Origin of the sequence: Streptomyces sp. 2P-4 (assembly GCF_030167965.1) — a bacterium.
GTDB classification, from domain to species: domain Bacteria; phylum Actinomycetota; class Actinomycetes; order Streptomycetales; family Streptomycetaceae; genus Streptomyces; species Streptomyces globosus_A.
In genome coordinates, this window is sequence record NZ_CP095011.1 from 4,954,515 (window position 1) to 4,978,233 (window position 23,719).

General features: G+C 70.9%; 24 protein-coding genes and 1 pseudogene. 12 read left to right on the forward strand and 13 right to left on the reverse strand.

Annotated elements, in window-relative coordinates; genetic code table 11:
• Positions 1–4: 4 nt before the first annotated feature.
• Together MUK52_RS21925 and MUK52_RS21930 are read right to left on the reverse strand one after the other, a co-directional pair.
• Entirely contained in the window at positions 5–175 is a 171-nt protein-coding gene (locus tag MUK52_RS21925) for a hypothetical protein (protein ID WP_312845886.1), read from the reverse strand.
• Between the two features lie 305 nt (positions 176–480).
• Positions 481–759: a hypothetical protein gene (locus MUK52_RS21930; RefSeq protein WP_284579356.1), complete on the reverse strand. Its 279-nt coding sequence runs from the start codon at positions 757–759 to the stop codon at positions 481–483.
• Between the two features lie 79 nt (positions 760–838).
• Here MUK52_RS21930 and MUK52_RS21935 point away from each other — a divergent pair, with 79 nt between their 5' ends.
• The 3 genes from MUK52_RS21935 (at position 839) to MUK52_RS21945 (ending at position 2,784) form a co-directional block, all read left to right on the forward strand.
• Positions 839–1,594 (forward strand): GntR family transcriptional regulator, encoded by a 756-nt coding sequence (locus MUK52_RS21935; RefSeq protein ID WP_284579358.1) that lies wholly within the window; start codon positions 839–841, stop codon positions 1,592–1,594.
• Positions 1,595–1,993: 399 nt separating this feature from the next.
• Positions 1,994–2,401, forward strand: coding sequence for a hypothetical protein (locus tag MUK52_RS21940; RefSeq protein WP_284579359.1), 408 nt, complete (start codon positions 1,994–1,996; stop codon positions 2,399–2,401).
• Between the two features lie 92 nt (positions 2,402–2,493).
• Entirely contained in the window at positions 2,494–2,784 is a 291-nt protein-coding gene (locus MUK52_RS21945; protein ID WP_284579360.1) for an Imm32 family immunity protein, read from the forward strand.
• A 439-nt stretch (positions 2,785–3,223) separates the two neighbouring features.
• On the opposite strand, the gene MUK52_RS21950 is transcribed toward MUK52_RS21945, so the two are convergent.
• The 3 genes from MUK52_RS21950 to MUK52_RS21960 form a co-directional block, all read right to left on the reverse strand.
• On the reverse strand, positions 3,224–4,252 hold the full coding sequence (locus MUK52_RS21950; protein ID WP_284579362.1) for a hypothetical protein: 1,029 nt from the start codon (positions 4,250–4,252) through the stop codon (positions 3,224–3,226).
• A gap of 117 nt (positions 4,253–4,369) precedes the next feature.
• Positions 4,370–4,831: a hypothetical protein gene (locus tag MUK52_RS21955; protein ID WP_284579364.1), complete on the reverse strand. Its 462-nt coding sequence runs from the start codon at positions 4,829–4,831 to the stop codon at positions 4,370–4,372.
• 140 nt (positions 4,832–4,971) lie between these two features.
• The gene (locus MUK52_RS21960) at positions 4,972–6,015 is read right to left on the reverse strand and encodes a ParA family protein (RefSeq protein WP_284579367.1); all 1,044 of its coding nucleotides are present in this window, start codon (positions 6,013–6,015) and stop codon (positions 4,972–4,974) included.
• 1,039 nt (positions 6,016–7,054) lie between these two features.
• On the opposite strand from MUK52_RS21960, the gene MUK52_RS21965 reads away from it, so the two are divergent.
• Entirely contained in the window at positions 7,055–7,447 is a 393-nt protein-coding gene (locus MUK52_RS21965; protein WP_246042680.1) for a TRADD-N-associated membrane domain-containing protein, read from the forward strand.
• A gap of 14 nt (positions 7,448–7,461) precedes the next feature.
• Positions 7,462–7,689, forward strand: a complete 228-nt coding sequence (locus tag MUK52_RS21970) for a DUF2277 domain-containing protein (RefSeq protein ID WP_114057413.1) — start codon at positions 7,462–7,464, stop codon at positions 7,687–7,689.
• Positions 7,690–7,704: 15 nt separating this feature from the next.
• Here MUK52_RS21970 and MUK52_RS21975 read toward each other — a convergent pair whose 3' ends face one another.
• From MUK52_RS21975 to MUK52_RS21990, 4 genes are all read right to left on the reverse strand, one after another.
• Positions 7,705–8,202: a hypothetical protein gene (locus tag MUK52_RS21975; RefSeq protein WP_114057412.1), complete on the reverse strand. Its 498-nt coding sequence runs from the start codon at positions 8,200–8,202 to the stop codon at positions 7,705–7,707.
• 183 nt (positions 8,203–8,385) lie between these two features.
• Positions 8,386–9,003: a DedA family protein gene (locus MUK52_RS21980; protein ID WP_284579370.1), complete on the reverse strand. Its 618-nt coding sequence runs from the start codon at positions 9,001–9,003 to the stop codon at positions 8,386–8,388.
• A gap of 132 nt (positions 9,004–9,135) precedes the next feature.
• Complete coding sequence (locus MUK52_RS21985) at positions 9,136–10,812, reverse strand: alkaline phosphatase D family protein (protein ID WP_284579372.1); 1,677 nt, start codon at positions 10,810–10,812, stop codon at positions 9,136–9,138.
• A gap of 117 nt (positions 10,813–10,929) precedes the next feature.
• Positions 10,930–11,574: an HNH endonuclease family protein gene (locus tag MUK52_RS21990; RefSeq protein ID WP_114058891.1), complete on the reverse strand. Its 645-nt coding sequence runs from the start codon at positions 11,572–11,574 to the stop codon at positions 10,930–10,932.
• 624 nt (positions 11,575–12,198) lie between these two features.
• Between MUK52_RS21990 and MUK52_RS21995 the strand changes: the two genes are divergently transcribed.
• Positions 12,199–12,792 carry a TMEM165/GDT1 family protein gene (locus tag MUK52_RS21995; RefSeq protein WP_284579375.1) on the forward strand — a complete coding sequence of 198 codons (594 nt, stop codon included), beginning with the start codon at positions 12,199–12,201 and terminating at the stop codon, positions 12,790–12,792.
• Positions 12,793–12,965: 173 nt separating this feature from the next.
• Here the strand turns inward: MUK52_RS21995 and MUK52_RS22000 are convergent, their stop codons facing one another.
• Together MUK52_RS22000 and MUK52_RS22005 are read right to left on the reverse strand one after the other, a co-directional pair.
• Positions 12,966–13,649 carry an HAD-IA family hydrolase gene (locus MUK52_RS22000; RefSeq protein ID WP_284579377.1) on the reverse strand — a complete coding sequence of 228 codons (684 nt, stop codon included), beginning with the start codon at positions 13,647–13,649 and terminating at the stop codon, positions 12,966–12,968.
• A gap of 642 nt (positions 13,650–14,291) precedes the next feature.
• On the reverse strand, positions 14,292–14,837 hold the full coding sequence (locus MUK52_RS22005; RefSeq protein ID WP_284579379.1) for a peptidoglycan-binding domain-containing protein: 546 nt from the start codon (positions 14,835–14,837) through the stop codon (positions 14,292–14,294).
• Positions 14,838–15,472: 635 nt separating this feature from the next.
• On the opposite strand from MUK52_RS22005, the gene MUK52_RS22010 reads away from it, so the two are divergent.
• Positions 15,473–17,539 (forward strand): DHA2 family efflux MFS transporter permease subunit, encoded by a 2,067-nt coding sequence (locus tag MUK52_RS22010; protein WP_284579382.1) that lies wholly within the window; start codon positions 15,473–15,475, stop codon positions 17,537–17,539.
• Positions 17,540–17,782: 243 nt separating this feature from the next.
• Entirely contained in the window at positions 17,783–18,178 is a 396-nt protein-coding gene (locus MUK52_RS22015) for a nuclear transport factor 2 family protein (RefSeq protein WP_284579384.1), read from the forward strand.
• A gap of 46 nt (positions 18,179–18,224) precedes the next feature.
• Here MUK52_RS22015 and MUK52_RS22020 read toward each other — a convergent pair whose 3' ends face one another.
• Positions 18,225–18,608: an antibiotic biosynthesis monooxygenase family protein gene (locus MUK52_RS22020; RefSeq protein WP_114057404.1), complete on the reverse strand. Its 384-nt coding sequence runs from the start codon at positions 18,606–18,608 to the stop codon at positions 18,225–18,227.
• Positions 18,609–18,769: 161 nt separating this feature from the next.
• Here MUK52_RS22020 and MUK52_RS22025 point away from each other — a divergent pair.
• Both MUK52_RS22025 and MUK52_RS22030 read left to right on the forward strand, forming a co-directional pair.
• Positions 18,770–18,895, forward strand: a pseudogene (locus tag MUK52_RS22025) (recombinase family protein); the annotation flags it as partial.
• 143 nt (positions 18,896–19,038) lie between these two features.
• Positions 19,039–19,101 (forward strand): helix-turn-helix domain-containing protein, encoded by a 63-nt coding sequence (locus MUK52_RS22030; protein ID WP_284581751.1) that lies wholly within the window; start codon positions 19,039–19,041, stop codon positions 19,099–19,101.
• Positions 19,102–19,406: 305 nt separating this feature from the next.
• On the opposite strand, the gene MUK52_RS22035 is transcribed toward MUK52_RS22030, so the two are convergent.
• Positions 19,407–20,513 (reverse strand): helix-turn-helix domain-containing protein, encoded by a 1,107-nt coding sequence (locus tag MUK52_RS22035; protein ID WP_284579386.1) that lies wholly within the window; start codon positions 20,511–20,513, stop codon positions 19,407–19,409.
• 333 nt (positions 20,514–20,846) lie between these two features.
• Between MUK52_RS22035 and MUK52_RS22040 the strand changes: the two genes are divergently transcribed.
• Together MUK52_RS22040 and MUK52_RS22045 are read left to right on the forward strand one after the other, a co-directional pair.
• Positions 20,847–21,059, forward strand: a complete 213-nt coding sequence (locus tag MUK52_RS22040) for a DUF7848 domain-containing protein (RefSeq protein ID WP_502963631.1) — start codon at positions 20,847–20,849, stop codon at positions 21,057–21,059.
• A gap of 644 nt (positions 21,060–21,703) precedes the next feature.
• A complete protein-coding gene (locus MUK52_RS22045; RefSeq protein WP_284579390.1) occupies positions 21,704–23,698 on the forward strand; it encodes a bifunctional glycosyltransferase 87/phosphatase PAP2 family protein in 1,995 nt (664 codons plus the stop codon).
• The last annotated feature ends 21 nt before the right edge of the window (positions 23,699–23,719 follow it).

The following is a 23,719-nucleotide window of genomic DNA, read 5'->3' on the forward strand; positions in this document are numbered from 1 at the left end:
CGGATCACCACTTCCTCGTCATCCGGAGGGCGGTGAAACGGCTTTGGGCATGCATCGTCAGCGCCTCGCCCGTCTCGAAGAACAGCCGCTTCGCGCCCGCGGGGAGCTGCACGAGGTCGGCTACGCGGCACGGCTGGCCGCCGATCTGGATGACGTCGCCACGCTGCACGTTCACCGAAGTGATCTCAATGGTGGCGGCGAGGGCACCGCTGGGGGTCGGTCCCCTCACTGGTTCGCCTGCTGCGATTCCGGCGCGTCGTCCGTCGTGTGGCAGGAGCAGTCGCAGGCTTCGTAGATCACGGGGACGCCTGCCGGCGCCCTGGAGGGGGACGGCGGGGTGCACTCTCGGTGTGCGCCGATCGCGCACGAGCTCGACCGGTAGGTGGTCCTCGCGTGCGTGGCGTAGGAGAGTGCGGGCAGTGGCAGCCCACTGGTGTGGGCGGTGGTAGGGGTCATACGGTTGTGCACGCTGATCAGCTCCTATCGCTGATGGCCAGGTCCCCGGACGTCGCCCGTCGCGGGGACCGCTTCGTTTACTGCGGCCCAGAGGATGCGGCCGGCCAAGCTGCTGGCGAGGAGCCCGAATCGGTCGGCCTCCGCCACGACTTCCAAGACCTCCCGCCACGATTCGGCGGGGAGCACTTCCGGAACCTCCGCTTCGATCGACGTGTAGGTGGCGTGCAGCTCCACACGCGAGGCCAGCCCGAGGGCCGACAACCGGGCGGCGAGGTCCTCGGCCCTTGCTTCCGAAGCGGGCACAGAAGAGCCTCCGTCACCGGTCGATCACTTTGAGTGAAGCTAGTTAACTAGATTAGAGCTAGTGGACTAGATTTTCCACATGCCTGAGCAGCCTCCTTATCTCCGCATCGCCGACGTCCTGCGGCAGCGGATCGCGGAGCACGAGTGGGAGCCCGGAGACCGGCTCCCCTCGCGTGCCCAGATCGGCCAGGAGTGCGGCGTCGGCGAGAACGTCGTCCGTCGGGCGCAGGAGCTGCTGATCTCCCAAGGGGTCCTGGAGGGGCGGGCGGGTTCCGGAACGTACGTCGCGGAGCCCCGTCAGCGTGTGCGCGTGGTCCGCTCATCAGCGCGTGAGCAGAGCGGCGCTTCGCCGTTCCGAGCCGACATGAAGGCCTTGGGTAAGCAGGGTGACTGGGAGAGTCAGACCGAGGCCAAGGTTCCGGCGCCGGCGGAGATCGCCGCACGGCTCGGCATCGTCGAGGGCGACCTGTGCGTCCGCACGGTGTACGAGTTCCTCGCCGACGGTCGGCCCGCGCAGTTGTCGACGAGCTGGGAGCCGTACGACCTCACCGGCGGAACTCTCGTCGTCCTTCCCGAGGGCGGGCCACACGCCGGGGCCGGCGTCGTGAACCGGATGGCTCAGATCGGCGTTACCGTCGGCCATGCCGTCGAGCAGCCGGAGCCGCGGCAGGCCACTGCTGAGGAGGCGTCTCTTCTCGGGATTCAGAAAGCCTCGCTCGTCACCCACATTCGGCGGACGTACTACAGCGACGAAGGACGGCCCGTTGAGACGGCGGACATCGTCGTCCCTGCCGCCCTCTGCGAGATTGTCTACGAGATCCCCATCAACCGTTAAGGACGGCATCGTGGATGCTCAGCAGAACAAGACCTGATCTCGGTGCTGCTCGACATCGAGGCCGACACCGGAGGCCGGGACGACGCGGCCATGGATCTCTATGCGTCCGATGCCCTGGAGGCCCGTCGAGCGCTCCTTTCGGTCGCCAGCGACCCGCGGACGCCGGACATCGTTCTGGCAGTACGGGTGAGTCTCTCGGGCAGATTGCCACGAGGATCGGGTGTCCACTGACCCATCAGGAACGTGCGGGCCTGATGCCCGAGGCTCGGCACGAGTACGACGACGCTACGGCTTTCACAACTGGTATCCACGCCGATGGACGCCCTTCCTGAGCTGCAACCGCACCGGGGAGCCCCCCAGGTGAGCTGGGTTGTCAGTGCTGCGGCGTAGTTTCTCGCCATGGCGAATAGCCCCCCTGAGAACTGGCGTGTCTGGATGGCGGAGGTGGCCCGAGACGTCGAGACCGGGATCTTGGAACCCGAGTGCGCCGGGGCGGCGGAGATGTACCCCGAATCCTTGCTGAGGGCGACGGACTCAGCGCTGGAGGCGTTCGAGGCGGAGGTATGTGCGCTCGTCGGGCCTTCCGATGAAGAGGTCTTCGGGGTTGTTGAGAGGGTTGTTCTGGCGCTCAACGCCGTCGACGGGGACGACAGCCATGGTGGCGCCGGCTACTGCACCGAAGAGCGGGAGCAGCTGTGCGAATACATCGATCTCACCTTGGGCGAGCACGGTGTGGACGTGGCTGCTCTGGCGGAGAGGAGAGGCATGAACCGGGCCGAGATCACTGATGCATGGCGCGACTGGTGACCGTGGCTTCCTGTACTTCCCGCAGTGTTCTACGTACGAGGACAAGTGCCCTGGTCCCTTGACCCGGTCCGTGCAGCGGCATCATGAGTTCCATGACTTCCGGAACCGGCTCAGCGCCGATCGAGAGCACTCACGTCACGGCCGCCGTTGAGGGCACGGGGCTCCGCTTCACCTGGGACGCCGATGCCCGGATCGAGGTGCGGAACCTCGGGGTCGAAGTCGTCATCGAGGCGAACGCCGCGGGGCTCAGGACGCTTGCCGGGCACCTTCTGGTGCTGGCAGGCGAAGGAGTTCCCGATGGGGCCCATCTGCACCTCGAAGACGGCAACGGGCTGGAAGACGGGTCCGTCGGCCTGGTCCTGGAGCGCAGCGACGAAGAGTGACCAGGTTCCTCGCGGTTGTCGCGGGAGCTGACATCCAAAACTGAGTGACCAGTGGCCCGCTGCTGATCGGGGGCACGGTGGACGAACGTGCAAGGCAGGTGTCGGCGCCAGGGCCCGTGCCAGATCCGTGCCAGATCGGGCAGTCAACCACGGTCAATTGGGGTCCGCGGCGGTGCAGGGAAGCGTGGGGCCCGGAGCGTCGGTGTACGCCCGTTGACCAGCCAAGACCGCTGTGTGAGCGGCGCCAGGCTTACAAAGCAGATGTCGGCGGTTCGAAACCGTCCGCGCCCACCAGGTAGGAACTAGCAGGTCAGATCGTAGGGCCCATCGTTCGTAATCGAACGGTGGGCCCTTCTGGTGCCCGGATGCCACATCGATGCCACATCCCCACCGGCGAGGGCGTAGGTCATCACCCGAACGGGGCTGCACTGCTGGCATATCATCGGGTTAGAGTGCAGAACGAGCAGGGTCGGCGCGACTCCCCGCGTGCGCCAGATTCACGCTGCTCGCAGCCTGGGAGTTCGGGCGGGGAGGCCCGCCCCGGGAGAGAGACCCCGTCGTCGGTGCTTGGGTTCCATCGATCCCCGCAACACCCTGGACTCCAGGGTGTTGCGGGGATCGATGGAACCCAAGGAAGGCCGAGAGGGGGCAGTGTCATCTGATGCGGGTGAGACGGATCCAGGAGCCAGCCTTCAGCGTCGTCGGCGTGCCGGACGAAACCGATTGGGCCCACCGCAGTTGCAGAGTCCCGGGCGTGCCAGCGGTCTTGAGGACCCCGGCCAGGCGCACAACGGAGCCGGTAGAGATGATGCCGACGCCGGACGAGGTCGCCAGGTCCCCGGGACTGTTTGATCGATCCGATGTTGCCGGCGTTGCCCGCGCTGATGCCGCTTTCCGTCCACGGCAGCGTCGCCCCGGCCGGCGCCGACCACCCCAACGTGATGTCCGCCGCGGGGTCGGCCTCCACGTCGAGGTAGGCGTCGAGGGCGTACGTGGCGCCCGCGGCAACCGTCAGTGCGAGGTGGTCGTCGTCCTGGAGGACGATGTTGCTCGTCACCTGCTCGTCGGCCGTCTTGACCGCGGCCAGGATCGACAGCAGCGGCACATACCGGGCCGCGGTGTCGCGCGGTAGCCGTGCGATCCGACGCCGAACTATGCCGGACACCTGCGCAGTCAGTCCGGCCTGGGTCTCCGCGCCGATCGCAGCCGGCGTCACCGGGTCCGAGCCGGCGGACGCGTGCGATGCCGCATGAACCGTCCGCGTCCGCGCGTCGGTGCTGCGAAGCGCGACGCCCGCGCCTGCCCCGGCCGCGCCGAGCGGCGGCTGCGGCTCCTCGGGATCGACCTCGCCCTGCGGCCCGGCGGGACCCTGCGGGCCGGTCGGGCCCTCGACCGCGGTGTACCTGGCCGCCGCGACGAGCTGCCTGCTTGTTGATGGCGCCGGCGCTGTTGCGCTGGCGCTTGCCATCAGGCAACCTCCTCGATCTGGCGAGCGACGTACGCGGCGAGTGGGGAGGCCGGGATCCGCCTGCACCGCCCGATGGTGACGGACGCGAGGCGGCGGGCCGAGCCGGGTCATGAACTTTCAAATCGCTTTGTCGATCGCGCGCACAATATTTTCCACAATGTCTACAGCATCCAAAGCATCCTGACTCGACATAGGAGTCACCGAACCAGTTGCTATCGGGTCCATGTCGCAACTGTGAACGATCCGATTCCTCCTCGCCACTACGAGCCCCAAAGACTTCTTGGTCTGTTCAACGTTTTCCGGAAAGGCGAGGGTCCAAATTTTGTTGACCCCTACCATGGCCAGGGCATTGCCCACATCATCTGGCTTCTGGAACGTCTCTAGAGCCAGGCGCTGGGCGATGTGCGTTCTAGCAGCAATCTCTCGGTCAATCGGATCGGAATTGTCGACGATTTCTCTGATTGCGTTGAAATGGAGGCCAACTTTGGTGGACGAACGAGCCGGTTCAATTCGACCCATGAGGATGTCGACTGCCCTATCCAGGACGATTCCATGGACGTAGGAGTCCAGAGCGGCCACCACTTGGGTCAGAGCTCCTCGGAACAAGTCCGACGAATCGACTATCCCTTGTGTAAGGCTGCCGAGGCTTTGCCCTAGACCGATCAAATCTCGGGCACGCTGACAGTTAATTTCGAAATGATTGAACCTAAGTCCGGGCATTACTGCACCGCCAGCACTTCCACCCGCTCGGCCAGCTGCTCGAATACCTGCCGGAACGACTCGATGCTCTTCTTTTGGGTGGCCCAGACGAAGCCTCGCCGGCCGACATCTTCCTGAGTGAGCATGAAGACTGGCTTCCGTGCCTGTTGAGAGTTTGCAATCAAGGTATTGAAATCTGGAATGGAGGCGAGTCGCAGGTATGCATCCAGTCCAGCTTCCTCGTAGGTTGTGTCCGCCAGGAGAACGCCGGCTTTCCTGAAGGCGGGTGCAAGTACATTGTCGATCGCGGAGTCCAACTCTTCGAAATATGTGCGGAAGGCCTCCGTAGGCTCACCGCCCTTAAGTCGATATCGCTGAATGATCGTCCCCAGAAATTTCAGCTTCGGCTCAGGAAATGGGTAGTCGGCAGTTGACAGGGCTTCCAATTGTGCCGCGCTTTCCGCCCAGCGGATCCATCGTGGAATCACCCTCGAAAGGGAGTCGATTGCCATTACGGAGAAGACATCGGGACTGGCTGGCACCACGAAGAAGTCTGCCGTTGCGACAAGATTCTGATTGATCGATCCGAGGCCCGGGCTCAGGTCCACCAAAATGTAGTCAGCTTCATATTTCTCCGCGGTAATCTCGAAGAGGTAGTTGAAGCTCCCTGGGAGGTTCTTCAGTGCCTGCACCGACTCGGACAGCTGCTGTGCGATCCCTAGAGATACCTCGTATTCGGCCAGTCCAACATGGCCTGGAATCAGGAAAAGGCCTTCCCTTCCGGGGACGGGCACACAATCCACAGGCTCGAGAGGTTTAGGCCGCGAAGCGAAGGCCGGCTCGAGTGCATCCTTGAGATTGCGCTGCGGATTATTCGCATAAAAGCTGTCAAGTGCGTTATTGTTGCTGAGGTCGAGCACCATTCCGGTCAGGTTGCACTGCGGGTCTGCGTCGACAATTAGCACCCGTTTGCCCCTCTCGGCCAACATCCAGCCGAGATTGAAACAAGTAGTGGTCTTGCTCACGCCGCCCTTGTTGTTAAAGAACGAAATTACGACGCTCATTTGCGGGCCCCTCCCCGGTCGAAGTATCCCGAGACTACCCAATCCTGGTGCCGCGCGGCAGGCACTTGACTACAGGGGCGCCCCACCGTGCCGTAGTTACAAACGAACGGCGCTTCGATCTTGACGTGCCCGAGGCGGAGGAGGCGAGGAAGCGGCGACACGCGACTCGCACGTGCTCAACGATGACTACCGGCCGGTCGTGGCGGCTAAGCCGTCGGACGGTGGAGGAAGGTGGGCTGCACCTTGAGGACTGCTGTCACGCTTCCCTACGCTCGGGGCCCGACGGGCGAGCTTACGAGGTAGATGTCGGCGTTCGAAACCGTCGCTCACCTCTCCAGAGGCCCCGCCGAACTCGACGGGGCTTTGACGTTACGAGTGACGGCAACGCCCTACTGGGCTGCTGAGCGCAGCTGGCGCACGTACCTGTGCCACGCATCGTGCACGATCTCGTCGGTCGACGCACCTGGCGCACCCACACGGCTGCCGGAAGCGCGATCTTCGGGGACATCGAAGGCTGGTCCCCCCCGCTGCCTCCACAGCAGCGTCGGGCAACAAGGGTCAGCCGAGTACGGAACTGCCACCACCTGACCACCCCGTTCGTTGTGCCCGCCATGCACGTTCGTGAGCCGGGCGGGCGGCTGGTTGGGGCGGTCAGTACGGGGCATGACTTCGGGAGACGGTTCAGTGCCAGTTGCGGAAGCTCGGGGGAGAGGTCGTCATCGAGGCGAATCCCGTAGGACTGCGCTTGCCGGGCGTCTGCTGGTTCCCCCCGGTGACGGTGTTCCTGAAATCCGCACCGTGCGGACAGCAGCGGGGCGGAGTGCGGCTGCGAGGAGTGAGCGGGGCACCGGGCGCGTCCGGGCAGGCGGCTGTGGGGGTGGTGGGCTTGTTCGGGGAGAGGCTTGAGCGGTGGCGGGGGGTTGAGCGGGAGCGGCTGCTCGCAGGGATGGGGGAACGGGAGGGGGAGCCGGATGCCAAGTACGCGGATGTCGGGGCCCTTCCGCGGGGCGGGCGGCGGGGGGACGGGGACTTCACGTCCGTGCTTGTCGAGTACTACGCCTATGGGCTGGCGCAGGCGCGGAGCAGCTTTGTCACCAGCCAGTGGTTCGCCGGGGCCGGGGCCGCGATCCTGCTGTTCGGGGTGGCGCTCGCCGTGTGGCGGGCCGAGACCTCCGGGGACCTCTACCTCGGCGTCGTGACGTGTTCCGTCGGGGTGGTCGTCACGCTGATCGGGCAGCTCCTCCACCGGCGGGCCGACATCGCGCTGCGGCACATGGCCGCGCAGACGGCGTCCCTCAGGGAGGACCGGCGGGCGGCCGCGGCCATGCAGCAGGCGGTCGGGCTGCTCGACGAGGTCGCCGACCCCGAGGTGCGGGCGCGGCTCCAGGCCGCCTTGATCGTGAAGTTGTCCGGAGCGGAACTGCCCCGGTAGCGGATAGTGGGGGTATGTGCCGTTCCATCAAGACGCTGCGACCGCCCGCCATCCCCGAGAAGGCCACCGAGGAGGAGATCCGCGCCGCCGCACTGCAGTACGTGCGGAAGGTGTCCGGTTTCCGGGCGCCCGCCGCGCACAACCAGGAGGTCTTCGACGCCGCCGTGGACGCCGTCGCCGAGGCGACGCGGGACCTGCTCGAAGGGCTGAAGGTGCGGGGGGCGGCGGCGCCGGCCGCGTAGCCGCCCCGCCGGCCGTCAGGTGGTGCGGGTGCGGCGGCGCAGTACCCAGACGCCCGCGCCGAGGGCGCTCGCGGCCAGGGTGCCGCCGACGGCGATCAGGGCCGGGTTGGCGCCGCCGATGCTGCCGCCGGTACCGCCGCGGGCCGCGCCCGGGGTGACCTGCAGGGACACCGTGATCCTGGAGCCGTCGCCGCAGTCGAAGGTGACCGAGTGCGCACCCGTGGAGGCGTTGTTGTAGACGGTCGCCGAACCGAAGAGGGCCGTGCCGTCGCCCGTCGCCGGGGCGAGGCGGGCATCGCCGAAGGCGGTGGACGTGGCCCTGGCCGCCCGGGTCGCGCAGCCGCGGAGCGTGAGGCTGACGCGGCTGCCGGGGGCGGCACTGGTCGGGGAGACCGTCGCGGTCGGTGACGTGACGGACGGGGCTGCGGTGACGGGAGTGGCGGTCGCGGCGGCCACGGCGAGCGTCGCGGCCGCGAGGCCCAGCAGGCGGCGGTTCGGCAGCTTGGCGGTCATGGAGAGAACTCCTCGGGGCTCCTCGAAACGGCGCGACCCCGCCACGGATGTGACGCGGAATTCGGCTGTGCGCCTCTCTGTGACGCTAGGAGCCCCCGCCGGGCACGGCGATTCAGGCTGGGTGAACGGGTGAGCCGGTGCGCCGTCCGGGGGATGCGTGACGCGTACGTGTTGCCGCTGCTGCTACACCGCCGGCGACGGGCGGCGGATCACGAAGCCCGCCAGGGCCCCCGCGGCGAACAGGGCCAGTACCGACACGGCGGTGCCGAGCCAGGCCGCGCCCAGCCACTGCGTACCGAAGTAGCCCAGGGCGACGCTGTAGCCGGCCCAGGCCATGCCGGCCAGTGCCGACCAGGGAAGGAACTCCGTGACCTTGCGGTGGGTCTTGCCGGCGCCGAGGGAGACCACCGACCGGCCGGCGGGCGCGAACCGGGCGATCACGACCAGGGCGCCGCCGCCTCGGGCCAGCGCCGTGCCGAGGCGCTCCTGGGCGAGCGTCAGCCTGCGGGACCGGGCGATGGCCCGCTCCAGCCGGCCCCCGCCGCGCCGGGCCACCCGGAACGCCGCCATGTCACCCAGCACCGACGACGTCGCGGCGATCACCAGGAGCGCCGCGATGTCCGGCACCTGCTCCGGCACGGGCACCGGACCGGCCGCGCCGGCCGCCGCCGCGGCCGCAGCCGCCGTGATCACCAGGACGCCGCTCGGCAATACCGGCAGGAACACGTCCAGCACCACCGACAAGGCCACCACGGCGTAGATCCACGGGCTCGTGGTCAGCGACCCCAGCGTCTCAAACAAGCGGGACTCCCCAGTCCGGTTGGCGTGCGACGGCATGCAGCGCCGCGACGTCGCGGGGGAGCGGCAGGAGCGGCTTGACAGCCACACAGCGTACGCCCGGGACCCGCCCGCCCTCCGCGCGGGTCCCGGCCCTCAACCGTCCGGTGTCAGCCGCCGGTCCAGCACACCCACCAGCCGCGCAGCGCGCCGCCCGCCGCGGCCGCCGCGGCTGCGGCGCGCCTGGTCGAGGCGCAGCCGCGCCTCCCGGCCCGAAAGCGACAGCGTCATCAGCTGGTTGCCGAACCACGGCCCGCCCGTGCGCCGCCAGGCCAGCGGAGGCCGCGCCGTCCGCCCGTGCCGGGACAGGACCCGGCCCAGCCGGCGGCCCAGCCGCGACCAGCCCAGCCGGAAGCCCCATCTGACGACCCCGGGCACCGAGTTGTGCACCGGCGAGCACGTCAGCTGGAACACCCGCGCCGCCGTGGCCATCCGGGGCTCGGCCACGTACGCATGGTGGACGTCCCCGGAGAGGACCGCCACGGTCGCCGGCGCCCGCGGGCCCGTCCCCACCTCCTCGATCAGGTCGCCGAGCGCGGCAAACGAGCCGGGGAACGCCGCCCAGTGCTCCAGGTCCGCCAGCCGCCGCAGCCGCTCGCCGACCCGCGCCCAGCGCGGCCCCCGCTCCCCGCGGCACAGCGCGGCGTCCCACACCTCGGCGTCGTGGATCAGAGGCGGTATCAGCCAGGGCAGCGACGAGCCGATCAGCAGGTGGTCGAAGCCCCCGTGGCCGGCGAGGGCGTTCTCCCGCAGCCACTGCTCCTCCGCCGGATGCAGCATGGCCCGCCGGTCCTCCGCCAGGACCCGGGCTGCCCGCGTGTCCACCATCAGCAGCCGGGTCCGGCCGAAGTCCCGGCGGTAGCTCCAGCGCACGGCTGCCGGGCCGGAGTCGGCCGCGGAGGCGAAGGCGCGCAGCGCCTCCGTACCGTCCGGGGAGGCACACACCGCCCCGTACAGCGGGTCGGCGGCCAGCTCGGCCGGGGAGAGGTTGCCCAGGTGCTGGTACACCCAGTACGACATCAGCCCGCTGAGCACGCGCTCCCGCCACCACGGCTGGGCTTGCATCTCCGCGAGCCAGGCCGCGCTGGTGTTCCAGTCGTCTATGACGTCGTGGTCGTCGAACATGTGGAGGCTGGGCACCGTGGACAGCAGCCAGCGGATCTCCGGGTCGCGCCACGACTCGTCGTACAGCCGCGCGTACTCCTCGTAGTCCGCGACCTGCGCGCCGGGCGGGTCCCGCAGGTCGCGGCGGGCCGCGAGCCACTGGCGGGTCTCCCGGGACGGCTGGTCGGCGTACACCTGGTCGCCGAGGAGCAGCAGGACGTCGGGCCGGGGCTCGTCCGGGTGGGCGGCGAGCCGCGCGGCGAGGGTGTCCAGCGCGTCCGGCCCGTGCGGCCCGTGCCGGTCGGCGGGCGGCGCCGCATGCCGGCACGAGCCGAACGTGATGCGTACGGACGGAGCGGCCCGGCCGGGGCCGGCGACGGCGGGCGTCGTGATCGTGCTCGGCGGGAAGCCGCTGTCGGGCAGCGGCCACACACGGACCCCGTCCAGCAGGACCTCGTACGCCGTCGTGGTGCCCGGGGCCAGGCCCGACACCGGCACGACCGCGTAGTGGTGCCCCGCTATCTGGAACGTGCGCGCATCGCCTCCCGCGCCGTCGGCGCAGCGGACCTCGGCCCGGCACGGGCGGTCGGCCTCGACCCACAGCGTGGCCGAGCCGCCCGTCTCCCAGTCGACGTGGCGCAACAGCGGCCCCAGGCGCAGCGTGGCCATCGAACTCCCCCTCCTGACGACCCTGTGGTCACGGTACGACGGGGAGGGGGTGGCGGGCCTCCCCCGGGCGGGGGAAAAGGACCCGGGGCCGGGCGGGGGCGGACGTCCGGGCGGCCCTCAGCAGGCGTTCAGTTCGTTGACCAGGGCCGTCTTCTCCGCGGAGTCCATGCCCAGGCCCCAGTACTGCTTCACGTGGACCCACATACGGGCGTAGGTGCAGCGGTAGGAGGTGCGGGAGGGCATCCAGTCGGAGGGGTCCTTGTCGCCCTTGGCCTGGTTGACGTGGTCGGTGACCGCGATGAGCTGCGGTCGGGTGAGGTCGTTCGCGAACTGCTGGCGCCTGGAGGTGGTCCAGGAGGACGCCCCGGAGCGCCAGGCCTCGGCCAGCGGGACGACGTGGTCGATGTCGATGTCGGAGGCGGCGGTCCAGGTGGCGCCGTCGTACTCGGAGAACCAGGAGCCGCGGACGGAGGCGCAGGAGGAGTCCGTGACGACGCCCGAGCCGTCCCGCTTGAGGACCGTCTCGCGGGTGTTGCAGGTGCCGGAGACGGTGCTCCAGTGCGGGAACAGGGAGCGGCTGTAGCCGGTCAGGGAGCCTTCGGTGCGGGGTGTGACGGTGGCGAGGTAGGCCCGGGCGGAGGAGGCGCTGATGGGGGTGGGCGGGGCGGCGTGCGCGGCGGGGGCGCTCACGAGGGACGCGAGGGAGGCAAGCGCGGCGGAGGACGCGAGCACGCCGATGCGACGCGCGTAGACGGAGGGTATGCGGGCCGAGAGGGCCATGGGGGAGCTCCCTGGGGTGGTGGGGGTGTGGCGGCCGGAAGGCCCCGTGGGAGGGGGCCGCGGCCAGGGTGGCGGTGCCGGATTGCGGGTCGGCGGGCGCAAGGTTACCGGCTTGCGACATGTGCACGTCAGGCTTGTGAGCGGGCAACTTCCCCGGACTGAGCGGACGTTGGGGTTCCGGAGGGTGGGCACGGCGGAGGCCCGGCTCCCGGGGGCGGGGGGAAGGGGTGGGCCGGCGGGGGCAGCGGGTGCCCCCGCCGCACGCCTCCGCGGGGCTTCCCGACATGTCGTGACCGGGCCGCCTGCCTCGTTTCAGCGGCCGCGCCGTCGCGTATCCTTGGCGGAGCAGAAGGGGAGTAGCTCTTCGCCGGACCGTCGACATACTGCTGGGCCACCCAGCCGGCGCCCGGAGGCAGGCCGCACACCGCGGTCGGCCAGCGAGACCTTCGGCCGCAGTGTCCTGTCCGCGTTCACCGCACCCGTGCACCGCCACGGACGCACCGAACACCGTCAGGGCGCCGCCGAGCCGAAGCGACCCCTGACACAGCACTCCAGGTCTCTCGGAACAGCGGCGCCCGACCGCCCACCGATCGAGGTCCCAGCCCCGTGTTCAGCACCGACTTCAGCATCGCCGTCACGGCCATCGCCTTCGGCGTCGTCTTCCTCGCCGAACTGCCCGACAAGACCGCCCTCGCCGGCCTGGTCCTCGGCACCCGCTACCGCGCCTCGTACGTCTTCGCCGGAGTCGCCGCGGCCTTCGCCGTGCACGTGGCGCTCGCCATCGCCGCCGGCAGCGTCCTCACCCTGCTGCCCCACCGGCTCGTGCAGGCCGTCGTCGGCGTCCTCTTCCTCGCCGGCGCGGCGATGCTGCTGCTGAAGAAGGGCGACGGGGACGAGGATGTCAAGCCGCCCGCCGACCAGTCGTTCTGGAAGGTCTCGGGCGCCGGCTTCATGCTGATCCTCGTCGCCGAGTTCGGCGACCTCACGCAGATCATGACCGCCAACCTCGCCGCCCGCTACGACAACCCGCTCTCGGTCGGCATCGGTGCCGTACTGGCTCTCTGGGCCGTCGCCGGCATCGGCATCCTCGGCGGCCGGACCCTCATGAAGTACGTCCCCCTCCGCCTCATCACGAAGATCGCGGCTGCCGTGATGACCGCCCTGGGCGGGTTCTCCCTGTACGAGGCCGTCGTCGGCTGAGCCTGGCCTGGGTACGCGGCCGGGGCGGAGGTGAGGCGGGGTGCCGGTCCGGCCGGTTCCCGGCCCCGGCCCCAGTCCCCGTCGGGCGTACGTGCGTACGGGGGTGCGGGGCCGGTGTGCCGCCCGGGGCGGTGCTCCCCTCCCCGGGCCGGCGCGGCTGCCGTGACGCCAGGTCAGGCGGCGGGGGTGAGGGTGAGGTGGATCGAGCCGTCGGGAGCGGCAGCCACCTCGACAGACGTCAGGTCGGGGACGTGGGCCGCGGGGCCGTGCTCCGCGGCGCGCGGGCCGATGCCGATCACGCGCATGCCTGCGGCCTTGCCTGCGGCTATGCCGGCGGCGGAGTCCTCGAAGACGATGCAGTCGGCGGGGTCGACACCCAGTGCTGCCGCGCCCTTCAGGAAGCCCTCGGGGTGCGGCTTGCTGGCCTCGACGCACTCGGCGGTGACGCGCACCTCGGGCAGCGGCAGCCGGGCGGCTTCCATCCGGGCCGAGGCCAGGGCGGCGTCGGCGGAGGTGACCAGGGCGTGCGGCAGCCCGGCGATGGCCCGCATGAACTCCGGAGCCCCGCCGATCGGGACGACGCCGTCGGTGTCGGCGGTCTCGCGGGCGAGCATCACCGCGTTCTCGGCGTGGTTGAGCTCCATCGGGCGGTCGGGCAGCAGGATCGCCATCGTGGCGTAGCCCTGCCGGCCGTGGACCACCTTGAGGGCCTCCTCCGGGTCGAGGCCGTGTGAGACGGCCCACTCCCGCCAGCAGCGCTCGACCACGGCGTCCGAGTTGACCAGGGTGCCGTCCATGTCCAGCAGGAGGGCCTTGGCGGTGAGGGCGGCGGGGGCGGTGGTGGTGCTGGCCGGCATCGGCGGGGCTCCAGACGGGGCGGGAGAAAGAAACAAGCGGTTCCGCCCACCGGTCAGGGAATGCGGACGGAACCACTTTGTTCCTACACGATACAAAACAGGGGGCCCGGTGCGCCAATCGCCCCCGGATGCGGACGAGACCCGGGCCTCGGGGCGGCCGCGGCGGCAGGGGAGGGCGCGGGCTCTGGCGGCGGCCATTCCCCGGCTGTGCCGGCGGAGCGCCGCATGGTCGTCGGGGTGGAGGGCGGCGTGGGGACATCGGGAAGCGCATGGAGGGCAGGGAGTGACACAGCCTGCGGGGGAGGGCGTCCGCAGGGGCCCGTGAGGGCCGGCCTGCCTGACAGGAGTCGGCGTCAGGACGGGTGGGATGCCTGGCGAAGGCGGGGCCCGGCCCGCGGGGAGTCGGCGGCGGTGAGTGCGGCGGGTCCGGTGGCCGGGGGGTGAGGTGGGTTCGCGTGCCGGCGGCCCGTGGTGGCCGCGAGCCGGCGCCCGCCCGGGCCGCCCGCCGGCCATGCTGTGCGCGGGCAGCGGCACGCGGGGCAGGGGACGTCGTACGGCCTCGTCAGCCGGGACCTCGGCCGGGTCGGGCGCAGGGCAGCCCGCCACGGCCCCTGCTCCGGGCAGGCGGCGGCTTCGTGGGCATCAGGCGGTGCGCTCCAGGGCCTTGCGGGTGGCGGGGCCGTAGACGCCGTAGCCGTCGTCGTAGATGTCGTTGCGCCACTGGAATTCCGCGACGGCTTCCTTGGTGCGGCTGTCGAACCGGCCGGTGATCCTGCCGCGGTACACGCCGTTGGCCGCCAGGAGCCGCTGCATCTTCTCCACCTCCGGCCCCGAGTCGCCCTGGCGGAGGATGGGTGCCTTCGACGGCGATGCGGAGCCGGTCGCCGAACGGCTGGGGCTCGGCGTGGTGGGCGGTGTGGCCGGGGCCGCGGCGGTTGACGGAGCCGACGCGGTGGGTGACGGGGACGCCGACTTCGACGCCCTCGGAGACGCGGAGCGGGACGCCGACCTGGTGGGGGCGGCGGAGGGGGAGGCGGACTCCGTCGGGGTCGTCGGGAGGACGCTCGCGGCGGGCGCCGAGGGCTTGGCATCCAGGAGGACCGTGTCGCTCTCGACGGAACGCGACAGCATGCCCATCGCCAGCGCCACCGTGCCCACGGCGACCACCGTGCCGGTGCCCGCCAGCACCGTCGGGAACCGTCGGCGCCGGGAGCCGCCGCCGGTGCGCTTCCGCCTGGGGGCCCCGCCCCCGCCCCCTCCCTCTCCCCTTTCCCCTGTGGTGTGCGGTGGTGCGAGCAGGCCGAGGTCTTGGACCTGGGCCGGCGGGGCCGGTGCCGGCGGTGTCGCCGACGGTCCGGCCGGTATCGGCGGGACCGTCGGCTGGGGTGCCGTTTCGGCCGCCCAGTACGCCTGTGGCGGGGTGTCCGGCCATACGGGTATGCCGTACGCCGGGGTCGCCGCCTCGGGGGCGGGCCCGGGCGGAGGCGTGTGCGGTCGTCCGTGGTCGGCGGTGACGCCGTGCACCGGCGGCTGTGCAGGGTGCGGCGGCTGCTGGGCGCGGTCCGCGGGGGCGCCCGGGTGGGGCAGCGTCACGTACGGGCGGACCCTCAGTGGCTCGAAACCGCCCCCGCCCGTGCCCGGCGCGCACCCGCAGTCGACGCCCGCAGCGTCGCAATCTGGACAGCGCTCAGCGCTCACTGGACTCCCTCCCTGGGCATTGCCTGCGATTATGCAGACCCTTCGCAGCCCGCCCAACCTCCCGAGAGGCCATAACCGGACACACCGCTCAGGATGGAGATGTTGATCGGCCCGAGGAGGAACGGATGTCCCAGGAAGTGACGTCAGGCTCCCGCGACCCCCACACCGGTCCAGGCGGCCAGGGCCCCGCAGCCGAACGCGCCTCCCGCGACGTGCTCGTCCCCATCGGCGCACTGATGCTGGGCCTGCTGCTCGCCGCACTCGACCAGACGATCGTCTCGACCGCACTGCCGACGATTGTCAGCGAACTCGGCGGAATGGACCACCTGTCGTGGGTGGTCACCGCCTACATGCTCGCTGCGACCGCCGCGACACCCCTGTGGGGAAAACTCGGCGACCAGTACGGGCGCAAGAAGCTCTTCCAGACGGCCATCGTCATCTTCCTGATCGGGTCCGCGCTGTGCGGGCTCGCCCAGGACATGCCCCAGCTGATCGGCTTCCGCGCCCTCCAGGGCCTGGGCGGCGGCGGTCTGATCGTGCTGTCCATGGCGATCGTCGGCGACATCGTCCCCCCGCGGGAACGCGGCCGCTACCAGGGCCTCTTCGGCGCCGTGTTCGGCGCGACGAGCGTCCTCGGCCCGCTTCTCGGCGGCCTGTTCGTCGACCAGCTGTCCTGGCGCTGGGTGTTCTACATCAACCTCCCCGTCGGTCTCGTGGCGCTCGCGGTCATCGCTGCCGCCCTGCACATCCCGGTGCGCCGCGAGCCGCACCGCATCGACTACCTCGGCACCTTCCTCATCGCCTGCGTCGCGACCTGCCTCGTCCTGATCGCCTCCCTCGGCGGCACCTGGGGCTGGGGTTCGGCCCGGATCACCGGGCTGGGCATCCTCGGCGTTGTGCTGCTCGCGGCGTTCGTGTTCGTCGAGCGGGGCGCCGCCGAACCCGTGCTGCCGCTGGGCCTCTTCCGCGTCCGCACCTTCACCCTCTGCTCGGTGATCAGCTTCATCGTCGGCTTCGCCATGTTCGGCGCGATGGTCTACCTCCCCACGTTCCTGCAGGTCGTCCAAGGCGTCTCCCCGACCATGTCCGGCGTCCACATGCTGCCGATGGTGCTCGGCATGCTGATCGCCTCCACCGGCTCCGGGCAGATCGTCTCCCGCACCGGGCGGTGGAAGGTCTTCCCCGTCGCAGGCACCGCCGTCACCGCGGTCGGGCTGCTCCTCCTGCACCAGATGCACCGCACGAGCGGCGCCTGGGAGATGAGCCTGTACTTCTTCGTGTTCGGCCTCGGGCTCGGCCTGGTCATGCAGGTGCTGGTCCTGGCCGTGCAGAACGCCGTCAGCTACGCCGACCTCGGCGTCGCCACCTCCGGAGCCACCTTCTTCCGATCGATCGGCGCCTCCTTCGGAGTGGCGATCTTCGGCACGGTCTTCGTCAACCGGCTCGACGGCAAACTCACCACCGCCTTGGCCGGCCAGCCGCTGCCGCCGGGAACGGCCGCGGAGATCGAAGCCGACCCCCGGGCGATCGCCACCCTGCCCGCGGACCTCCAGCCGCGCGCCCTCGACGCCTACGCCGCCTCCATCACGGACGTGTTCCTCTACGCCGTGCCCGTCGTGCTCCTCGCCTTCCTCGTCTCCCTCTTCCTCCGGGAGGACGTGCTCCGCGGCTCGGTGACCGCACCCGACGTCACCGAGACGCTCGCCTCCAACCCCGTCCACCGCTCATCCCGCGACGAGGTCGCCCGTGCCCTGACCGTCCTCGGGACCCGCGAGGGCCGCCGCGACGTCTACGTGAAGATCACCGCTCGCGCCGGGCTGGACCTGCTGCCCGCGGCGAGCTGGATGCTGTTGCGGATGGCCAGGTACGGGTCCACCGGGCCCGCGATCCTCGCGGAGCGCACTGCCGTCCCGGTCAAGGTCGTCACGGATGCGGCCCGCCAGTTGGAGGAGCGCCGGCTCGCCGTACGGGAAGGGCTGGAACTGGTCCCGACCGCCCTCGGCCGGGAACACGCGAACCGGCTCTCCCGCGCCCGCGAGGAGTCCCTCGCCGAACTGCTCGGCGACTGGTGGGGGCCGGACCGGCCCACCGACCTGACCGAACTCGTCCGGGAGATCAACGCGGAGCTGTGCGGATCGGACGCCGAGGAGCCCTACGACGCCGAGCCGCGGCGTGATCACGCCGCCCACTGAGCGCCGTCCGCGGCGTCTCTCCGCCGCCCGGAGGCGGCGGCCGCCGGTTCCGTGGCGGGGCGGCTTGCGGGTGCGGGCGTGAGTGAGGGTGTGCGTGTGGATCGGGGCGGGCGCGGGGGTGTCGTGTGTGTGGTCATGGCGCCAGTGTGGGGGAGGGGCGGCGGGCGACGCGTGGAATATCCACAGAGGCGGGCTGATGATGGGAAAAGGGGTTAATCGCATCAACGGGAGGGCGGGAACGCCATGTCCGAACACCCTGACGCTACCCTCGTCCGCCGCGGCTACGAAGCCTTCGGCAAGGGCGACATGCAGGCCCTCGGAGCCCTGATGACCGCCGACGTCATCCACCACGTGCCCGGCAGCAACCCGCTGTCCGGCCACCACAAGGGCCGTGAGGCCGTCCTCGACCTGTACCGCCGGATCGGTGAGGAGACCGGCGGCACGGTACGAATCGAACTGCACTCGGTGCTCGTGGACGGGCGCGGCCACGCGATGGCCGTCCACACCTTCTACGGCGACCGCGGCGACCGCGGCCTGGAGGTGCAGCAGGGGCTCTTCTTCACCATCGTCGGCGGAAAGATCACCGACATCGACGAGTGCACCCAGGACATCGACGAGGAGGACGCCTTCTGGCGGTGACGCCCGGCCCCGGCGCCGCCCCCGGGGGCCCGGGCCGGGCCGGCGCCTACCGGTCGGCGGCGGCCCCGGCCCCGGCGCCGCCCTTCGGCCCCGCCTGCTGGACGACCTCGAACGACCACACCGTCGACGCCGAAGCCGCCGGCTTCGGACGCTCGCCCGCGCCCGCGCCCGCACCAGCGCCCGCACCCGCGCCGCCGCCCTGGTGCGCGGCCTTCATCGGCCCCTCCATCCACGCCTGGAAGTCCTCCTCCGAACGCCAGCGCGTGTAGACGAGGTACTGGTCCGTGCCCTCCACCGGGCGCAGCAGCTCGAACCACTCGAATCCGTCGGAACCCTCCACTGCCCCGGCCCGCGACGCGAACCGCTGCTCCAGGACCTCGCGCTGCTCGGCCGGCACGGTCAGGACGTTGATCTTTACCACGCTAGGCACATGACACCTCTCAGGAAAAGCAGGCTGGGCGCTGCACCTAGCCTTGACCACGTGTGAGCAGTCTCCTACATCCGTCAGTCAAAGCGTCGTGAGGACGATTCACAGGCGCCACCCGTGGCGCAGTGCGACCGGTGCGCGTCACTCATTGGCTCGTGACCCTCGTGGACTCGCTCGCTGCCCGTGGCGTCGGCTTCAAGGTGCTGACAGGAGCGCTGGCGAGCATCGACCCGAACACGCCGGACGGGCGGCTCATGCTTCAGGTGGTGGGCGCGATGGCGGAGTCTGAGCGCAGCCTGATCAAAGACCGGCCCCGGGCGGGTCTGGACGCTGCCAGGGCTCAGGGGCGTGTGGGCGGCCGTCCTGCTGTGATGGACGCGGACAAGCTCGCTGCGGCCAAGGCCGTCGCGCAGAGGGGGAGAGCGTTACGGCCATCGCGAAGGCACTTGGGGTCTCCCGCGCCACGCTGTACCGGGCCTTGGGCGACAACGAATAGCCCGTGCCAAGCCGAGAGACTGTCCGCCCTGGTGGTGGACGGTCTTTCCTGCGTCCTGCTGAGGGGAGGGCGGTCCGAAAGCCCAGCGCGCGTGCCCGTTGGCGAACCCGGCCCAAGCTCGGAATCCGCGCCCTGGGTGCAGTGCCCTTTTTCGGGCCTAGTTTGGGGCTGACCAGCGGAAACGTCTCCATCAGCACCCGAGAACGACCCCGTGAGGAAGTTGGGGAGGCCCCCAAAAACGCCAGCTCGGGGACCGGAACGTGGTGGCAGCCCTGCCCGCGTACGGGTTTCGCGGTCGTCGGCCGTCAGGTGCGTTCGATCTCCGCCATGAGCAACCGCAGCGTCAGGGAGTGCTTCTCCGGCGGCAAGGCGTCCAGCGCTTTCCGGGCATAGGCGGCTCCGCCCAAGAGGTCTCCGGACCGGGCGAGCATGAGGCCCCGGTGCATCTCGAGGTGCGTCGCGAAGCGGGGCAGCTCTGCGGGGAGTTCTCGGCGTGCGGCCTCCTGGGCTTCCACTGCTCCGCGTTCGTCTCCCAGGCGGGCCAGGAGGAGGGACAGGAAGACGTTCATCCGCCACCAGGGCACGGTGTAGTCGCTGGTCTGCTCGTGAGACCCCGCCTTGTCGAAGATGCGCCGGCCACGGTCCGCCAGGTGGAGCGCTGTTGCGCGGTCCCCTCGGATCGCTGCCGCGTGCGCTTTGCCCATCACGGCGTTGAGGAGGCCCAGGGAGGGACGATCCGATATCGCCATGGCTTGGTCGGCCAGCACATCAGCGACCCCGAGGGACGCCCCCTCGTACCCCAGGGCGATAGCGGCACGGCCCCGGACCCACACCCGCGCTTCGTCGTTGCCGGACTCGTCCGCAGCAGTCGCCGCCATCCGGTACCAGTGCACGGCCTTGGAGCCGTCCGACCCCGGGAAGGTCTTGGCGTAGAGGGTCATCAGGCGGGAGGCGACGGACCACAGCCGTGGGTCATCGAGCTGCTGTTGCACGGTGACGAGTTCACCGGAGACGCGGCGTTGGATGTCCGCCGCACCCATGGACATGTACTGGGCGCCGTACGTCGTCAGCTTGGCCTCCCACTCGTCTGCTGACGGCCCGCCACGCAACCGGGCGGCGAATCCTGCGCTGATCAGATCGGAGGCGACGACAGGGGCTATGGCGGCCCCGGCCACATCGGTAAGGAACTCGCGTCGGTCCACTTCACCTTCAAGGACAGCCAGGGGAACGTCGAGCACGGCGGACAGCGCGGCCAGGTAGAACGGGCCGGGCTTGACCTTGGAACGCTCCCAGTTGCTCACGTACTCCCGGGTCAGCGTCGTGGCGTGAACCTTGTTGATCTCCGAAGCCAACAGCCCCTGGCTCCAGCCACGAGCCGTGCGGAGATCCCGGATCAGCTCCCCGATGTCCATGCGGCCATCTTGCTACTAGAGATGCCACTAGGCAGAGGGATTCCGGGGCCCGGGGGATGGTTGCCACTACGGATCACACTAGGCCGGACCTCCCGGCGGCGGAACGATGCCCGCACCGAGGGTGACACGGAGGTGCGGCATGACGACGGCAGCACGACAGGAAACGACCTGGCCAGAGGGTTCGGAGCCTCGCGCGCATGAATGCGGGGTGTGCCGCGCGCTGGACGCTGACCTGAAGGTGGCCGAAGCGGTCGGCAACCTGGGCGCTGCGGAGTCGCTGCGTACCGAGCTGAGCAACCACTCCCGCGACAGGGGGCGGCATGACCGGCCGTCCTGCGCTACGTCCGCTACGTGATGCACCGCCATCCGTCGGCGGAGACGACCGCCACGGCACGGTGCCTGAACCCGGACTGCCAGTGGGCGGCCGCTCCGACGGGCAACGCGGACGTCTGCACCGACATGTGCATCGAGCACACGGGGCGGACGGGGCACATGACGTTCCTGCGGGAGTTCTCGGAAGTCGCAGTGGTGGAGCGGGTCCGGTGAGGGGGCGGTCCCGGCTGACGGTCCGCGTCCTCAGCGGGGGCTCAGCCGGCCCCGTGCTGATCTTCCGGTCCGGTGACCCCGTGCGTCCCCTGGTGCGCGACCCGATCGACGCGGCGCGCTTCCGCCGTGAGGGCTACTGGGAGGGCTTCGGGGATGTGTTCCCGCCCTGTGAGTGCCTGCGCTGCCTACAGGCCATGTGGAACCTCGAGACGCCCTGCCCTTGACGGGCGGGGCGCAGGTGCACGGCGGCGTCCTCCGCCGGGACCTGGCCGCTGGGCCAGCCGCGAGCCTCGTGCGGCGAGACCGACCCCGCCTGGCGGGGCTCCTATGCTTGCGTCACCAGCGCGGAGCACCCGCAGGTGGGGCCCTATGTGAGTCCTCGACACCCTTGTTGGTCCTCACGATGCTCATGACCGCCATCCCAGGGACCCGGCGGGGGATATCGTCGTCCCCGGAAAATCCAGCGCGGCAGCCAGGCTGAACCGGGGGTTGCGCATCTGAGGGCGGGAGGCCTGCGAGGCGTGGCGAACGCGGCGGAGCACAGCGGTGCCCACGGGCATGCCGGAGTCACAAGCGCAGGCGGGCAGGCGGGCGGCCCCTCGGGAGCCGCCTCGGCGGCGGGTGCGGAGGCACGGCTCACGGCCGTGCGCCTCCTCCTCTGGGTGCTGGCCGGCGTGCTCGCCCTCCGGCAGGCGGCCGCCGTGCTGCGCGCCCCGTCCGGCCCGTGGACTCCCGGCTCCCTCTACGCCCCGTACGACCCACACGGCCTGTACATCCCGCACGCCCTCCAGGACCCCGACCGGTTTCCCGGCACGCCTTTCGCCGCACTGGTCCTGAAGCCGTTCCTCGGACTCGCCCCGCCGCCCTCCCTCGGCGTCCTGTGGACGTGCGCGTCGCTGCTGACCGTCGCCGCCGTCGGGCTGGTCGCCGCGCGCGGCCTGCCCGACCCCGTCCCGCGGCGCACCGCCCTCCTCGCCGCGCCCGTGCTGGTCGGCCTGATGCTGGTCTCGCTGCCCGTCCGCGAGGCCGCCGCGGGCGGCCGGGGCGCGGTCCTCGTGCTGCCCGCCCTGCCCGTGCTGCTCGTCCTCCTGGCGCTGTTCCGGGTGCCGTCCGACCGCCCGGCCGGGTTCCTCGTCGGGCTCGCCGCGGCCCTCCAGCCGGCCCTGCTGCTGTTCGCCCCGCTGCTGTGGCGGACCGGCCGCCGCCCCGCCGCCGGTGCGGCCGCCGCGACGTTCGCCGCGGCCACCGCCCTGTCCTGGGCGGCCCTGCCGCGCGACTCCTGGGCGTACTGGGCGCACCACCTGGCCGGTACCGGCCTCGGCGGCGCCCCCGACTCGCTCGCCAACCAGTCCGTGCACGGGGCGCTGCTGCGGCTCGGCCTGTCCGGGCCCGGCGAGTTCGTGCTGTACGCGGTGCTCGCCGCCGCGATCGTGTGGGCGGGGCTGCGGCGCGCCGTGCGGTACGCCCGCGACGGCCAGGTGCTGCTCGCGGCCGCCGTCACCGGGTGCGTCGCGGTCGCCGTGGCGCCGACGGGGTGGCGGCACCAGCTGCTGTGGGTGCTGCTGGCGGTGGCGGGCCGGGTCGGGGCGCGGGCCGCGGACCGGCGGGTGTGGCCGGTCGCGGTGGTCCTGGCGGTGACGCTGCCGAGTTCGGTGCTGCTGCCGAACCTGGCCGCGCTGGCGCCCGTACGGGACAACGTGCTGCTGCTGGCGGCGCTCGCTGCGGCCTGCGCCGTGCCGTTCCTGCCGCGCAGCTCCCCGTACTGGCGGACGCCGGTGCCGACGGAGTACGGGCGTCCGGCGGCGGCACGCTGGTCGCGGATCCCGCTCCTGCCGCTGTGGCGGCGGGTGCTGACCCGGCCGAACCTGCTGCTGGAGCTGCTGCTGATACGGGTCGGGTACTCGGTCTACTCGCACATCCGGGCCGCCGCGCCCGCCTCCCGCAGCCTCGCGGAGGAGAACGGCGGGCAGATCCACGCCGTCGAGCGGGCGCTCGGCATCGACATCGAACACGCCGTCAACCAGGCGGTGGTGGCGACGCCGTGGCTGGAGGGGTTCTTCAACTTCTACTACACGTCGTTCCACTTCGTGGTGCCGCTGTCGATCCTGGGCGTGCTGTACTGGCGGCGGCCCGCCGACTACCGGTGGGCGCGCGCCTCGCTGGGGCTGGCCACCGTCCTGGCCCTCGCCGGGTTCTGGCTGTACCCGCTGGCGCCGCCGCGCCTGATGCCCGGCATGGGCTTCGTCGACACGGTGCACGGGCCGCAGGACCTCGCCAACCCGCAGTACGGCGCGATGACGGCCATCTCCAACCAGTACGCGGCGATGCCGTCGCTGCACTTCGGCTGGTCGCTGTGGTGCGGGATCGTGGTCGTCGTACTGGCGCCGAAGGCCTGGCAGAAGCTGCTCGGGGCGCTGCACCCGCTGATCACGGTGTGTGCGATCGTCGCGACGGCCAACCACTGGGTGCTGGACGCGGTCGGCGGCGCGGCGGTCGTCGGCGCCGGGTTCGGGCTGGTGCACGTGCTGTCCGGGCCGCGGCGGCTCCAGGTGAGGCTGCCGGCGCAGGGCGCCCCGCCCGGCGGTGGCGGGGCCGAGCCGGCCGCCGGGGCCGGAGCACGGGCCTCCGCCCGCTCGTAGGCCGGCGCCCCGGTCTGCCGT